Below are 14,076 nucleotides of genomic sequence, written 5' to 3' on the forward strand. Positions count from 1 at the left end.
TGGTTGTTACCATAGAGATTTCGCCTTGACGCGAGTGATGAGGTTCTCGTCATCGACGAAGGCTTCGAGGAAGTCGTTCCATTCCTTGGTTGAGCGTCGGGCATGGGCAAGCATCTGCTCCAGCTCTTCCATTCCGTCACGGGTGAGCGAAGTTATGGCTTCGTCTGATCCGGTGTAGACGCTGATGATGCTGCCATAGCTCAGGTTGTCATCGTTGCTGACGATTGCCTGAAGGAGTTCGGGCTCTTCGTTGAGCAATCTGACAACGTAGTCGATGCTGAACACCTGGGTCACGGTTACCGACAGACATGACGATGTCGAGCTTTTTCTCATCACCCCAGCGCCGCCGCCGTTCCTCGCCAAGTATCTCGACACGCATCGCAAGCCCCACGTCGCTAACGACGTAGCTAAACACGTGTCATAGGGCATCACGACGATGGCCGGCAGGCGGCAACAACCGGGCGGTTACCGTGCAGTTCGGCGTAGCGCAGAAGAAGCGCGCCAAGCTTGCGCCAGTCGCGCTGACGGACGACACGCCAGCGGCACTCTTGCTGCGTGACCTGGTGCAGCCGCCAAACGGAATGACGGCGATCGATCTGCCTGATGGCCCGCGTGTCTTTGCGCCTGCCGGCAGCGATCCGGACGCCGTTCGGGAGCATGTCGAGAGCGAAGGACAGGACGACGATGATCGTTCCCGCCGGCGTGAAAGTGCATCTGGCGCTGGGCTATACCGATATGCGCAAAGGCCTCGACGGGCTCGCCATGCTGGTGCAGCAAACGCTGAAGCAGGATCCGTTCTCGGGTCATCTGTTCGCCTTCCGCGGCAAGAAGGCGTCGATGCTGAAGATCTCGTGGTGGGATGGAAACGGACTGTGTCTGTTCACCAAACGGCTCGACCAAGGTCTCGACGGTCCTGCCACACTGATCCAGGAGCTTCTGAAGAAGGATTCGTTCTGTGGCCATCTGTTCGTGCTCTTAGCATTCTTATCCGTGGCGCAAAGGACATACTCGTATCCGTTGTCGTCTCGTATTCTGTGAAGGATCTCTTGCCGCCGGGTCGCTTTGAACGCTCCCATCGAAACCTCCGATTTTTCCCAACGAAGGCGAGACATAGCGTCACTGCAGCATTTAAACCCGTGCTGTATAACGGTACCGTTATTGATCTTATCCGCACCTTAACAACGTCCGCTTCTTCGCAATTTCGATACTTTTCTAAATCTTGATGGCTACCAACATCTAGAATCGAACAATTCTTTAGGGCCACTCCAATATCGAACATAGGCTTCTAGATACAAGCGAGCATAGGTAATCCAGTTAGCTTTCATCAATTGCCAGCGGAAATTTTCCGCACTGGTTTCGCTCAATTGAGAAAGATACATGACATCAAGGACACACATCCCCCGAACTGCATTTTTATTCATATAATCAACAACGCCATCCATGTTGTAACCACCATATCTCGCCTCGTCATCCGCATCGTGCAATAATGTTTTGAGTCTTAGCTCCGGAATATTCAGGTCATTTTGCTGAGCCAGCATTTGAAACACTTCTTGGACTACTATCTCGCCTGTAAATTTCTTAAATTTCTTCGGCTCGATCCCATCATCGTTCCTAGTTGACGTATACAGAACAGCTTTTTCGGGGATCGGATTTCGAATCTTATAACTCACATCTCCGCTTAGGACCGTTTCTGGAACAGAGTTAGGTCGCCGCTTCCTTATTTCAGCGCTTTCGGCAACAATATCGTTGAATGGCATACCTTCATATTCTTTATTGAAATAAAAAGACGATCCAAAATAATTATTTACAGGACTTAATTTAAAATAAGACCAAAGAACGTTTTCCATCCTATTTCTATAAACTCCACTGATCGCCCCGCGCATTTTTTTGGTAAAATCCGCGATATAGCTTGGCCTAAATGCATCAGCGTCCTTTTTGTAGGCGATATAGGCGTAGAAATCATCGCGAAAACCATAGTCCTCGCCCACCAAGGTGAACGCCACGGTAGATCCCATAAGCTCTGTCATAAATTGAAAAGCTGTCTTTACCCGCTCGAGATAATCTGGCTCTATCTCGCCGTCGATGGCAACAGTAAGTTTCTTCCTAACAGCAAACGGAAAGGTATGCTCGCGGCTGGGCAGAAAATTAACTGCAATCGCCTGGTTTGAGTACATAGCTTCAAGAAAATGTAGATATTGCACTCTTGTAGCTTCGATACGTTGGAAAACTTCACAAACGAGCGCGACCATACTGATGCTAGCGACAACAGCGACGACCACCAAGGCTTGCCAACCTCTCCGACGAGACTGACTCTTCATGGAATATCCTAATCTGATGCCTAATCGCGGGACTGTGCGGGTGTATCCCTTATGATTATGCCAGTGCCAACACTGTCAATGACAGCATTGCAAATTCAGAGAGATTAGAGTGTGAACCAGATCGGCTCGCGTCCAGTCCCTCTCTCCTGGTTCACTAAATCGACTCTCAAATACTCTCCGCTAGTTGCCGAGGTTATGGTTGCGTCGATCGTAGTTAGGTTGCTTGGCCTGGTTCAACCATTCGTATTCCAGACCATTATCGACCGCGTCTTGCCCTTTCAGCGGGAAGCGACGCTTGTATTGGTCGTAGCGGTATTGGTTGGGACCGCTGTGTTTTCAGTTGGGCTCGACGCGTTGGCAGCCTATCTCGGCAACCACATGGCGAACCGACTGACAAACGAACTAGCTGATCGGGTTTTTCGACATGTCCTCAATCTACCGTTGCGGGTGCTGGAGGGATGGCAGGTCGGAGAAACGATTTCGCGTATCTCGGAAATTGAAACGGTACGACGAGCGCTTACTGGTACGGTCGCCACAATCGTCATCGATGCGCTCTTCGCCGTAGTCTACATAGCCGCGCTCCTGTCAATCAGCCCAACACTCACCCTGATCGTAGTGATAGTGCTGCCGCTGCAGGTTCTTGTCTTTAGCGGCATTGGCCCATTCATCAGACAAAGGATGCAAGACTCGTTTTTAGCGGGATCCCGACATCAGTCGCGTATGGTGGAGGCGTTTGGAAACCCGACGACCATCAAGGCTTATGCAGCCGAGCAAATCCAAGCTGGACGTTTTCAGGAGACGATGGACGATAGCCTCGCTTCCGACTTCCGTGTCGTGAAGCTCAACATCGCAAACCACCTCGTGGTTGATCTTCTAAGCAATATGTCGGTTATTCTAGTTATTTTTTTCGGCTCCAGATTAGTCTTTTCGCATCAGATCACGCTCGGAGAATTGGTCGCGTTCCACCTCCTAGCGGACAAAGTTTCGGGGCCAATCTTCTCGCTATCGAGAACTTGGGAACATTGGCAAGGCCTCAAGATCGCACGTCTAAGATTGGGAGATTTCCTCAACGTTACCTCTGAAACGGGTGTGGTAAAGCCAAAGCTCGTGGCTCCTGAGCGCCCGCCCTTACGTGTGACCGACCTTTCATTTGGTTACACGCCTCACCAACCTGTCCTTCATGGAATAAATCTAGTGATCGACCCCGAGCGACCGACGGTCATTGTGGGGCGATCTGGATGCGGGAAATCGACTTTAGCCAAGCTACTCTGTGGTCTGTACACACCAGATCGTGGCCGCATCGAAATCGCCAATCGAAATTTGGTGGATTGTGATCCCCATTCTGTTCGACAGGCGGTCGTATATCATCCGCAAGAAGCAGTGCTTTACTCTGGCACGGCGCTGGACAATCTACGCCTGATCAACCCGTATACCAGCCAGAGCCAGATCGATCAGGCCCTCGCCGACAGTGCGAGTGATCTCTTTGTGAATAATCTTCCGGGTGGGTTGGAAACTGACGTAGGCGAGCGCGGGAGCTTTCTCTCGGGCGGACAACGCCAGCGCCTTGCGCTGGCACGGACTTTCCTAACCGATAGCAAGGTGTTTGTTCTCGACGAGCCGACAAGTGCGATTGACGATGAGGCAGCCGGAAAGATTGTGAAGGCACTCCTCCGCCTAGCAAAAGAGAAGACACTTATCGTAATCACACACAACCCAAAATTGCTCGGCCCCGATGTGAACCTGATCGATCTGGGACAACCAGCATATTCGCCGACAGGGCAGTACACCGACAAATAGGTCTAGAGTTGGCCAATGTTTTCAAGCAAGCCCGCATCGCCAACGATTCGTCTAACGACTTGGACGATAATCATATTGTTCGCAGCGATTGTTTCTGGAAGCTATTTTGCGAGGGTGGAAATTGTTGCCCGGGGGCAAGGGAAGGTTATTCCAGGGAATAGGGTACAAGTCGTTCAGCCGCAGGTAGACGGAAAGATTGCTTCCATTCGAGTACGAGAGGGTGATTTGGTAAAATCTGGTCAGCCGCTCGTGGACATGGATAGCGTTGCGGCGCGCAATTCAATCGAACGTGTCGATGCCGAGATCGAGCGACAGACGGTCGATGCTGCAATTGCGCGTTCTTTGACAGAAGCTCTGAGTTCAGGCGATCCAACTGATAGCGATTTCATTGAACGCGGGCAGACCGCGTTCCGGAGGTTATCAAGCTCTCCGACTAGCAAGGTCCCGGGATCAGAAGCTCTGATAACCTCAACACTCACTGCCCTGCGCGATCAAATTGCTCATATAGACGCACAATTGTTCCGGGTCGATCGAGCACGACAGGCACAACAGGCTCGTCTTGAAAAGGGTCGGGCTGACCAAGCTGTGGCCCAGAAGCGCTTTGCTTCGGCAGACACGCTTCGTCAGAAGGGAGCCATCAGTGAATTCGAATACCTTGGACGTCTACGCGAAATCAACTCTATCGACGCTGACGTTGCTATCGCGGAGCGCGAACTTGACGGCCTTGCGGCGGAAGCCACGGCGACCACCAAGCAACGTGCGAGCTCCGTCTCCTCGGCGCAGGCGACATACAGAAAGCAGCTAAACGACGCCGAAATAGCATTGTTGGCACTTCGATCGGATCGCACCGTAGCTCTAACGCAGTTGGGGAACCTTTCCCTTTCTGCTCCCATTGAAGGACGTGTGGAACATCTGACGATCTTTACGGTTGGCGGGTTTATCGAAGCTGGTGACAGATTGCTCACCATCGTTCCAAGCAACGACACCATCGAGATAGAAAGCTATTTTGACAATCGCGATATTGGCTTTCTGGTCCCTGGACAAAGTGCATTTGTTAAATTCGACGCTTTTCCAGCTGAACGCTATGGCGTCATCAAGGGGCGCGTGACGCAAGTAGGTGCCGATTCCAGAGGCGATGTGGTTCCCGGTCAATGGGTTTACGCAGCACGCATCGCCCTGGATCAGAACAGTATTCGAGTGGCCGACAGTCAGATCCCGTTTGTCACTGGTATGACGGCAACGATCGATGTCGTGACCGGTGAGCGGCGTCTGATCAGCTATTTTTTCGAACCGGTTTTCAAGGCTTTGCAGGATAGTTTCGGGGAGCGATAGCTGTGTATTTCGATCCAACTTTTGAGGGCACTTTAAACAAATATGAGAAGCTGGGAATGATGTCCGCGTTGGCGTTGCAATCGCCACTGCATCGTGACTGGTTGCTGTCAGACATCGAACTTTATCTTGAGCCTGCAATTCACTCCAATCAGTGCCAATTTTTCTTCCGCCACGGCGGGCTTGTGGCCTTTGCCACGTGGGCGTCTGTAGATCAGGACACTCATGAAAAGATTATGCAGCTCGACACTCCAGTTCCGAAGGACAAATGGACATCCGGAACGAACACCTGGCTGATCGACGTCGTAGCTCCTTTTGGTGATGCCGCCCCTTTGGTGCGCCATCTGCAGCGAAATGAACTTGCTGCAGTCAAACGCGCTTATTCCGTCAAGCGAAACCTGGACGGGACCCGCAATCGAGTCAAAATTTGGAAAAACGATTTCCAAAAAATGTTTGATGTCTAAAGAATAAAATTTAATTTCTAAAGAAAAAATAGGACTAGAAACCTTCTCGAAACTGGTATTAAACTGCATACTGCAAGAGTATGCGATAATATCAACCTGTCATTCTATCTCAGGAGGCTGTTTTGGGAAGCGGAACATCGAGCGGTGCAGGCGGTCAAGCAGGAAAGCAAGATAAGCCAGATAGACAAACTGCGATCAACAATGCCAATCGTCCAAGTCCACTTTCAGATCGAGACTTCAACTCACGTTGGGGTGGATCAGGAAATGGTGGAGGCGACCAGTCTTCAAATTCTCGCGGTGGAAATGGGTCCTCCGGGGGACGCGGCCACGGCTAAGATAACATCTTAGCGCTTGCCACCGACCGACGGCTTCGCGGTCGGTGGCTTCTAGATAAATCTCCAGCACAGTTGTTGGATTTTTTAATTCACTGAATATCCTACGGATACGAATCGTTTCCCGAATGCCGCTATTTTAACGGTAATGAAAAAGCACATTGTACTCGCTGCACTTGCGGTCACTATCACAGCTTGCGAAGGCCCGTCACCTGAAGGCAGCTGGCTACATGAGCGAGGCGGCGTATTAACCTTTGCTGGTGATGGCAGCGTAAAGCTGGAAGATGCTCAAGGTACCTATTCCGGTAAGTGGAAGGCCACGTGGGTGAATAGGGGCTCAAGTCTACTCGAAATGACACTGGATGGCCTACCTGGCCACGAAAAAGAGAAGTGTAACTACCAGATCACTGTGGAAAGTGGCGTGAGTACTCTTTGGGTAGAAGGCTGCATATTCACCGGTATCCTGAGGAAGCGGTGATCCGCTGGCCATTAGATGCGCCCTCGCCTACCTTGTTTGATCACGGATTGTCATCGTTAGGGCAGCCCCCTTTTGCAAGCGTTTTAGGGTGAGCGGCGACCCATGCCGTCAACAAACGCGCTATCTATATTGATCGCAAGTACCACCTCAATGTGATTTCCAGTATTTGGGCGCTTCTGGAGCGCGGCCTAGACCTACTCCAGTCCATTCTCGGTGGCGCCGGCTCCATTGGAGCCGCCGCTTCTGTTTGTCTTGGACTGGCAAATGGCCAGCAAATTAGTCGCAATTAGATTCGAATTAGTCGCTGATCGTTCTGAAAAGCGCGTGTAGTTCGGTTTGAGGCGTGAGGCAAAAAGCTCGAAAAGCTTCCAAGAAGCCCAGCCAAACTCGATGCTCTGTGAATTAATTGCTACTTTGAGCGTTCTTCAAAACTACGGGCACCATATTTTTTAGGTAATGCGACGATGCATGATCCCTTTCAGCATGCCACCCTTGGTGTCGGCGTATTCTATCGCGACCCATGGGCGGCTCTTGAATGGTTAGATCGCGTTTTCGGTTTTCGGCGAAGTATGCTGGTCACCGACCCATCGGTACGACTTGTGCATTGCGAGATGCGGTTTGCCGATGCCTATATCGTCGTCGACCACGAATGGGCGGATGACATTGCGAGCCCCGTTTGGGTCGGCGGCAAGAACACACAAAGGGTATATCTCAAGCTCCCTGCTGGTCTGGATGAGTACTGCGAGCAGGCGCGGTTAGCCGGCGCCGAGATCCTCCAGGAGCCCGCCGACCAGTTCTATGGCGAGCGCACCTTTCGGGCACGTGATCTGGAGGGCCATGTTTGGACCTTCGCCCAAACCGTGCGGCTCATTTCGCGTGAAGAAGGTGAACACTTGAGTGGCTGCAGCATCGACGGCTGGCATCGGGAATAGCGCTGATAACCATTCCACGTTTCACGATCACGGTTTCCAGAGCAGTAACTCCCGAGGCAAGCAATCAACCCGCACGGAGGTTTCCGAGCAACTACCGCATGCTGATTGTGTGGCTGCAGTTGGTAAGAACTTGGCAGAATATCCTGCGGTAATATCAAAGACCGCTCAAGCTAAGCGCCCTGGGCTTACGCAGCACGACCTGCCAGGAGAGCGTGGAGAGCTTCCGGCTTCAAATGGGTATAGCGCTTCAGCATTTTCCAATCCTTATGTCCTGTTACCAAGGCTACCTGCTCAATCGTAAATCCAGCCTCGAAAAGCCGGCTTGTTGCTTCGTGACGGAGGTCATGAAAATGCAGATCATATATGCCTAATTCGACGCAACCGCGACGGAACGCTGAGCCGACTGATCGCGAATTAAACGGAAAAATACGATCATCGTCATTGCGCCGACCGCCCTGTCGCCCTTGCACAATAGCCCACGCGTCGTATCCGGTTGCCGCAAACAAGGGTATACGCTGATTGTTGCCTTTCTTGTTTCGAGGATCCTTGCGATCACGAATGAGAAGCATGCGCGTGCGAGGCTCCAGATCCGACCAACGCACCTTGCAGATTTCCTCCTGACGCATCGCGGTAGCTATGGCGAACCTTATGATCTCCCCAACCGGCGCCACCTGGAGAGGATTTAACTCGAAGTAGGCAATCAGTTTGTCGAGTTCCTCCTGAGTAGGTCGCCTGTCGCGTTCATGCCCTTTGCCAACAAGGCCAAGCCTTTTCAGGGCGATGCGTGCCAGATCAACGGGTTCGACCTTGACTGGAAGACCGTGAACCGCAGCAGCGTGCGACAGGATTAGCTTTATCAGACCAATATCGATGCCAAGAGTAACCGGTCCGGCCCCTTTTTGGGCTCGATCGCGGCCAAAACGAATGAGCCGGTCGCGATCGAGAGCAGCCATGCTGCACTTGCCAAGGTACCTTTTCAGCAGGTCGAGGTTTGCGGCCTTGGAACGCAGCGGCGACTTGCCTACATCGCACATGTCGTCGATATGCAGGTCAATGAGTTCGCCGAAAGTTTTCAACCGCGCTATACGGGACTTGGTCGGCGCCTCACCGCGATCGACTTGGCGCTCAGAGTCGGTCGCCCAGCGCCGTGCATCGTCGCGCCGCAGGAAGGTCTCGCTTATGTAGCGACCTTTGCGACGGACCTGGGCACGCCAGGAGCCGGACGAGAGTTTTGTGTACGTGGCCATTTTTCCGTGTGCGCTCCGTGTGCACTGAGGGATCGAAACATGGCGAAAAGGGTCGTATTTTGGCGAAAACCCGGGGGCTTCCGATGAAGTCTAACGAATTGATACTAAAGAAAATACCGTGAAAAATCAAGCACATACAATTGCCGTGGCGCCGATGATGGACTGGACGGATCGCCACTGTCGCTTCTTTCACCGCCAGCTGACGCAGCGCGCGCTGCTCTACACAGAAATGGTCGTGGCGGATGCTATCATCCATGGCCAACGCGAACGGTTATTGGGTTTTGACGCTGTCGAACATCCGGTGGCGTTGCAGCTCGGCGGATCGGACCCGCAAAAGCTCGCCCAGGCGGCGCGCATCGGCGAGGATTTTGGCTATGACGAGATCAACCTCAATGTCGGCTGCCCTTCCGACCGCGTCCAGTCTGGTACATTCGGCGCCTGCCTCATGAAGACACCAGCGCTTGTCGCCGACGGCGTCGCGGCGATGAAGGCAGCGGTGAAGATACCCGTGACTGTCAAATGCCGCATCGGCGTCGATGATCAGGACCCGGAGCCTGCCCTCGACATCTTGGCCGATTGCGTCTTTGCCGCCAATGCCGACGCCTTGTGGGTGCATGCCCGCAAGGCCTGGCTGGAAGGCTTGAGCCCCAAGGAAAATCGCGAAATCCCCCCGCTCGACTATCAGCGGGTCTACCGGCTGAAGGCCCGGCTTCCGGAGCGTTTCATCGGCATCAATGGCGGCATTCCTTCAGTGGCGGATGCCGTCAGCCAGCTCGACCAGGTCGACGGTGCCATGCTCGGCCGGGCTGCCTATCATACGCCGGGCATCCTTGCTGCAGTCGACGCCTCCCTGTCAGGCAGGCAGCCGGGACCATTCGATTTCGCCGCGCTGATCGACACCATGGCCGGTTATACGGCGCGTCATATCGAACAGGGTGGCCGCCTTGGCCATGTCACGCGTCACATGGTCGGCCTCTTCCACGGCCTACCCGGTGCACGCCGCTGGCGACAGATCCTCTCCACCGATGCGACACGCCCGGGTGCGGGGCCGGATATCTTAAAGGCGGCATTCGCCGCGATCGATTTCAACGCCGAAGTCGCCGCCTGAGAAAGAGCCTGCCCTGTAAATTCGCTGCTCTCTGACATTGAAGCTGTATTCATCTCGCCTGGCCCCAATAGCCAATAGGTGTGAACACAAAGCTTTTTTCATTTTTAGCTACGACATTAGTTGTAGGTTATATTCTAAAATTTATGCTCGCAGTGGTACCGTTTTAAATTCCGGGAGCCGACATGAAGGGCATGGTGTTCACCGAACTGCTGGGTTTCGTGGAACAGACCTACGGAGAGGATGCGGTGGATGACCTTATCGAGGGTTCCGATCTGCCGAGTGGCGGCGCATATACGGCCGTGGGGACATATGACCACAGGGAAATGCAATCCCTGGTCACCACACTGGCGGCGCAAAGCAACACACCGCCGAACGAATTGCTCAGTCTGTTCGGCCAACACCTGATCCAGCGTTTCAAGGCATCATTCCCTGATTTCTTCAAGACGGCGGCCACGCTGTTCGATTTTCTCGAAAGCATCGACAATCATATCCATGTCGAGGTGCGAAAACTTTATCCCGATGCCGAACTGCCTGAGTTCAGGGCTGAACGCTTCGGAGATGGGACGATGCACCTCGACTACCACAGCAAACGGCCATTCGAGGCCCTCGCCTCGGGTCTCATTCTCGGTGCGGCCCAGCTCTACGGTGAGCCCGTGCTGGTCGAGAGCAGCGCGCTCGAAGGCGATGGCGAGAAGTTCGTCCGGTTCTCGATCCGGAAGACAGGCGCAATAGGCTAGATGTTGCCGCAAACCGACACTTCCGGCGATCGTGTTGCGCGTCTCGAGCGCCGTCTCCTGCGGGAACGGCGTGCCCGCGAAGAGGCCGAATGGCTGCTCGAGGCGAAATCGCTGGAGCTTTACAACGCCAACAGCCACCTCACGGCGCTGGCGAACGATCTTGAGATGCGCGTGCTCGATCGCACCCATGAGCTGGAGGTCTCTCGTCAGCAGGCCCTGTTTCTCGCCGAACGCGACCCTTTGACTGCGCTTGCCAACCGGGTCAGTTTCGCGCGCGATCTCGACGCGGCCATCCACACCGCCCAGGTTCATGGCGGATCGGTACAGCTTGTGTTTGCTGATCTCGATCGATTCAAGGAAATCAACGACAATTACGGTCACGCCGTCGGCGACGCGGTTCTGCTGGAGGTGGCAACCCGGCTGCGGACGATCTGCAGGGGAACGGAGGTGCCAGGACGACTGGGGGGCGACGAGTTCGGCGTCATCTGCATCACGCCGCTTCAAAGCGAGCGGGCTCGCCAGATCGCAACCGAGATCATGGAGGCCATGAGCAAGCCGATCGACTGTGGTCGCCTGCAACTGATCGTCAGCTGCTCAGTGGGTTTTGCAAGCTTCCCTCGCGATGCTTCGGATTCTCCAACCCTGCAACGTTTTGCCGACGTTGCCCTGTATCATTCCAAGTCGTCCGGACGCTCGACGTGGACAGAGTTCGACGACACCATGGCAGCCGAGCTTCATAGCCGCCAAGGACTGGAAGTAGAGCTGCGCGCCGCGGTGGCGGCGGGAGAAATCGAGCCTTGGTACCAACCCATCATCTCCGCCGGGAGCAACAGGATCGTCGGTGTCGAAGCGCTCGCACGCTGGCAACACCCAGAGCGCGGGCTCATTCTTCCCGGGCTGTTCATCCCATTGGCCGAAGAAAGTTCACTGATCGTCGAACTCGGTCGCGCAATGATCGATCGCTGCTGCCAGGAGATGCATCAGCTGATCGGCGACGGTCGTCTCGACTATGTCTCGATCAATCTGTCGCCACGCCACCTGCGCTCCCCTTCCGTGGTCGAACAGGTCGCCAGGATCCTGGCACGTCACGACTTCCCGCCTTCCGCACTGCAGCTGGAAATCACGGAAAGCCTTCTGCTCTTCGATTTCGAGCAGGCCGAACAGCGTCTCTCGCAATTCCGCACGCGCGGCGTCCGAATTGCCCTCGACGATTTTGGAGCGGGCTATTCAAGCCTCTCATACATCAGGCGATTGCCACTCGACGTCATCAAGATCGATCGCTCATTTGCCCGGGATATCAGCGACGATCGGCAGTCCGAGGCTGTGGTCAGGGCAATCGTTCAGCTTGCACAGGCGCTGGAGCTCCAGATCGTGGCCGAAGGCATCGAGACCGAAAGCCAGGCGGAGCGGATGACCAGTTGCGGGTGCTCCATCCAGCAAGGCTATCTGTTCGGACGGCCAATGCCGCTGAATGACCTGATGCGACATCTGAAGGCCAAAGGTTGACGACAAGCGGCCTCCGCAACCAGGCGTGATCGAACTGGTTGCGGCGCAAGCGGAGTTCTATTCCGCCGCTACGGCAAGGGGTGCGCGGCTACCAAGCACAGTCTCCGCCTCACCGACCGCCTGTGCGACACGCCTTAGCAGCGCTTCGGAGACAGGCACACCATTGTCGAAGTCGCGGTCGGTCGCATAGACGGCGGTCGGCAGCGCAAACGCTTCGAAAAAACCGAACAACGGCCGCAACTGATGTTCGACGATCAGCGCATGGCGATCGCCACCGCCAGTCGCGGTCAAAAGCACCGGCTTGCCGCGCAGTGCCGATGGATCAAGCAGGTCGAAGAAATGCTTGAACAGACCGGTGTAGCTGCCCTTGTAGGTCGGCGACCCGATGACGAGGACATCCGCTTCCGTTATCGCCTGCAGGATCGCCTGTGCGGGCTCATCCAGCGCCGCTGCCCTCCGAGCGCTGACAAGTGATGGGCCGAGGTCCTCGATGTCCCAACTTCTTGCCGGCAAACCGTTGCGGCGGCCGATCTCCTGGACGATGTGGTCGACAAACGCCAGGGTCTTGGACGGCCGGGTGATGTTGCCGGAAAAGCCGACAATGCGCGCGCGAGTCATGGACAATCTCCTTTATTCCAATGCGTATCAGGATGCCGAGACGGCAACACGCGGGCGAACGCCGCGGCCGAATTCGACATCCCAGCCGCGCAATGCCGGCGCGGCCGCGCCATGCAGATCGAGCTTCGGGAAGAGCAGTTCGGCCACATTGTAGGCCTCTTCCAGGTGCGGATAGGCCGAGGCGATGATGGTTTCGATGCCGATCGCCTGATATTCGCGGATGCGGGCCGCTACATTGTCGGGGCTGCCGACAAGCGCCGTCCCCGCACCGCCACGCACGAGGCCAAGTCCGGCCCAGAGATTGGGGCCAACGACCAGTTTGTCGCGACGACCCTGATGCAGCGCCGACATGCGTTTCTGGCCAACCGATTCCGAAACGTTGACGAAGTTGTTCTGCGCCTCGGCGATCACCTCGTCGGTAACATGGCTGATCAGCCGGTCAGCCGCAGCCCAGGCCTCCTCCTCGGTCTCGCGCACGATGAGATGGATGCGCAGGCCAAAGCGAATGCTACGCCCTTCCTGCGCCGCGGCTGCGCGCACGCGCTCCAGCTTTTCGGCCAGTTGATCTACGGGTTCGCCCCAGCTCAGATAGACATCGACATGCTTGGCGGCGATGGCGATGCCGGCGTCCGACGAGCCGCCGAACCAGAGCGGCGGGTAAGGCTTCTGCACCGGAGGGAAGGAAAGGTCGGAGCCTTTCGCCGAAAGATACTGGCCCTCGAAATTCACCTCTTCGCCGGAGAGGATATCGCGCCAGATCGCCAGGAATTCGTCGGTCTGGGCGTACCGTTCGGCGTGACTGAGCTTGTTGCCGTCGCCAGCGAGATCGGCCGGATCGGCGCCGGTGACGACATTGAGCAGGACACGGCCGTTGGAGATACGATCGAGTGTGGCGGCATGGCGCGCAAACAGAGCCGGCGTACCACTGCCCGGCCGCAACGCCACCAGGAAACGCAGTTGCTCGGTCTGCGGGATCAATGCAGCCGCCGTGATCCAGGCGTCTTCGCAGCGTGTGCCTGTCGGCAGGAGGACACCCTTGAAACCAAGCCGGTCCGCGGCCAGGGCGATCTCCCGCAGATAACCGAAGGTTGCCGGCCGATGGCGCTCATCGGTGCCGAGATACGGTCCGTCGCCATGGGTCGGCAGGTACCAGTAGACGTCGAGGGGCGCGTTGGACATGGGATGTTCCTTCTGCGGTCGCTTTGTATCG

13 protein-coding genes are annotated in these 14,076 nt (G+C 55.4%); 8 read left to right on the plus strand and 5 right to left on the minus strand.

Features of this window, described 5'->3' with window-relative positions; translation table 11 throughout:
* Positions 1–6: 6 nt before the first annotated feature.
* Positions 7–333, minus strand: a complete 327-nt coding sequence (locus ACFWYE_RS04210) for a hypothetical protein (protein WP_379109795.1) — start codon at positions 331–333, stop codon at positions 7–9.
* 324 nt (positions 334–657) lie between these two features.
* On the opposite strand from ACFWYE_RS04210, the gene tnpB reads away from it, so the two are divergent.
* Positions 658–1,038 (plus strand): IS66 family insertion sequence element accessory protein TnpB, encoded by a 381-nt coding sequence (gene tnpB, locus ACFWYE_RS04215; protein WP_379109797.1) that lies wholly within the window; start codon positions 658–660, stop codon positions 1,036–1,038.
* A gap of 188 nt (positions 1,039–1,226) precedes the next feature.
* Here tnpB and ACFWYE_RS04220 read toward each other — a convergent pair whose 3' ends face one another.
* Entirely contained in the window at positions 1,227–2,318 is a 1,092-nt protein-coding gene (locus ACFWYE_RS04220; protein ID WP_379109799.1) for a hypothetical protein, read from the minus strand.
* 195 nt (positions 2,319–2,513) lie between these two features.
* Between ACFWYE_RS04220 and ACFWYE_RS04225 the strand changes: the two genes are divergently transcribed.
* From ACFWYE_RS04225 to ACFWYE_RS04240, 4 genes are all read left to right on the plus strand, one after another.
* Positions 2,514–4,115 (plus strand): peptidase domain-containing ABC transporter, encoded by a 1,602-nt coding sequence (locus ACFWYE_RS04225; RefSeq protein WP_379110605.1) that lies wholly within the window; start codon positions 2,514–2,516, stop codon positions 4,113–4,115.
* 15 nt (positions 4,116–4,130) lie between these two features.
* On the plus strand, positions 4,131–5,447 hold the full coding sequence (locus ACFWYE_RS04230; protein ID WP_379109801.1) for an HlyD family type I secretion periplasmic adaptor subunit: 1,317 nt from the start codon (positions 4,131–4,133) through the stop codon (positions 5,445–5,447).
* A gap of 2 nt (positions 5,448–5,449) precedes the next feature.
* Positions 5,450–5,908: a toxin-activating lysine-acyltransferase gene (locus ACFWYE_RS04235; RefSeq protein ID WP_379109802.1), complete on the plus strand. Its 459-nt coding sequence runs from the start codon at positions 5,450–5,452 to the stop codon at positions 5,906–5,908.
* Between the two features lie 1,274 nt (positions 5,909–7,182).
* Positions 7,183–7,650 (plus strand): VOC family protein, encoded by a 468-nt coding sequence (locus tag ACFWYE_RS04240; RefSeq protein ID WP_379109804.1) that lies wholly within the window; start codon positions 7,183–7,185, stop codon positions 7,648–7,650.
* A gap of 185 nt (positions 7,651–7,835) precedes the next feature.
* Here ACFWYE_RS04240 and ACFWYE_RS04245 read toward each other — a convergent pair whose 3' ends face one another.
* Positions 7,836–8,897, minus strand: coding sequence for a tyrosine-type recombinase/integrase (locus ACFWYE_RS04245; protein WP_379109806.1), 1,062 nt, complete (start codon positions 8,895–8,897; stop codon positions 7,836–7,838).
* Between the two features lie 118 nt (positions 8,898–9,015).
* Here ACFWYE_RS04245 and dusA point away from each other — a divergent pair, with 118 nt between their 5' ends.
* The 3 genes from dusA (at position 9,016) to ACFWYE_RS04260 (ending at position 12,248) form a co-directional block, all read left to right on the plus strand.
* Positions 9,016–10,005 carry a tRNA dihydrouridine(20/20a) synthase DusA gene (gene dusA / locus ACFWYE_RS04250; RefSeq protein WP_379109808.1) on the plus strand — a complete coding sequence of 330 codons (990 nt, stop codon included), beginning with the start codon at positions 9,016–9,018 and terminating at the stop codon, positions 10,003–10,005.
* Positions 10,006–10,187: 182 nt separating this feature from the next.
* Entirely contained in the window at positions 10,188–10,742 is a 555-nt protein-coding gene (locus ACFWYE_RS04255) for a heme NO-binding domain-containing protein (RefSeq protein ID WP_379071775.1), read from the plus strand.
* Positions 10,743–12,248, plus strand: coding sequence for a putative bifunctional diguanylate cyclase/phosphodiesterase (locus ACFWYE_RS04260; RefSeq protein WP_379071777.1), 1,506 nt, complete (start codon positions 10,743–10,745; stop codon positions 12,246–12,248). It begins immediately after the preceding gene.
* 57 nt (positions 12,249–12,305) lie between these two features.
* On the opposite strand, the gene msuE is transcribed toward ACFWYE_RS04260, so the two are convergent.
* Positions 12,306–12,866: an FMN reductase gene (gene msuE / locus ACFWYE_RS04265; protein WP_379071780.1), complete on the minus strand. Its 561-nt coding sequence runs from the start codon at positions 12,864–12,866 to the stop codon at positions 12,306–12,308.
* Positions 12,867–12,893: 27 nt separating this feature from the next.
* Positions 12,894–14,045 (minus strand): FMNH2-dependent alkanesulfonate monooxygenase, encoded by a 1,152-nt coding sequence (gene ssuD, locus ACFWYE_RS04270; protein WP_379109810.1) that lies wholly within the window; start codon positions 14,043–14,045, stop codon positions 12,894–12,896.
* Between the last annotated feature and the right edge of the window lie 31 nt (positions 14,046–14,076).

The sequence above is a fragment of the Mesorhizobium sp. NPDC059025 genome, assembly GCF_042739655.1.
In the GTDB taxonomy this organism is placed as follows: domain Bacteria; phylum Pseudomonadota; class Alphaproteobacteria; order Rhizobiales; family Rhizobiaceae; genus Mesorhizobium.

Excerpts from the sequence above, each read along its gene's own strand:
- ACFWYE_RS04210 (WP_379109795.1), bottom strand. The coding sequence starts at position 333 with ATGAGAAAAAGCTCGACATCGTCATGTCTGTCGGTAACCGTGACCCAG.
- tnpB (WP_379109797.1), top strand. The coding sequence starts at position 658 with ATGTCGAGAGCGAAGGACAGGACGACGATGATCGTTCCCGCCGGCGTG.
- ACFWYE_RS04220 (WP_379109799.1), bottom strand. The coding sequence starts at position 2,318 with ATGAAGAGTCAGTCTCGTCGGAGAGGTTGGCAAGCCTTGGTGGTCGTC.
- ACFWYE_RS04225 (WP_379110605.1), top strand. The coding sequence starts at position 2,514 with ATGGTTGCGTCGATCGTAGTTAGGTTGCTTGGCCTGGTTCAACCATTC.
- ACFWYE_RS04230 (WP_379109801.1), top strand. The coding sequence starts at position 4,131 with ATGTTTTCAAGCAAGCCCGCATCGCCAACGATTCGTCTAACGACTTGG.
- ACFWYE_RS04240 (WP_379109804.1), top strand. The coding sequence starts at position 7,183 with ATGCATGATCCCTTTCAGCATGCCACCCTTGGTGTCGGCGTATTCTAT.
- ACFWYE_RS04245 (WP_379109806.1), bottom strand. The coding sequence starts at position 8,897 with ATGGCCACGTACACAAAACTCTCGTCCGGCTCCTGGCGTGCCCAGGTC.
- ACFWYE_RS04255 (WP_379071775.1), top strand. The coding sequence starts at position 10,188 with ATGAAGGGCATGGTGTTCACCGAACTGCTGGGTTTCGTGGAACAGACC.
- ACFWYE_RS04260 (WP_379071777.1), top strand. The coding sequence starts at position 10,743 with ATGTTGCCGCAAACCGACACTTCCGGCGATCGTGTTGCGCGTCTCGAG.
- msuE (WP_379071780.1), bottom strand. The coding sequence starts at position 12,866 with ATGACTCGCGCGCGCATTGTCGGCTTTTCCGGCAACATCACCCGGCCG.
- ssuD (WP_379109810.1), bottom strand. The coding sequence starts at position 14,045 with ATGTCCAACGCGCCCCTCGACGTCTACTGGTACCTGCCGACCCATGGC.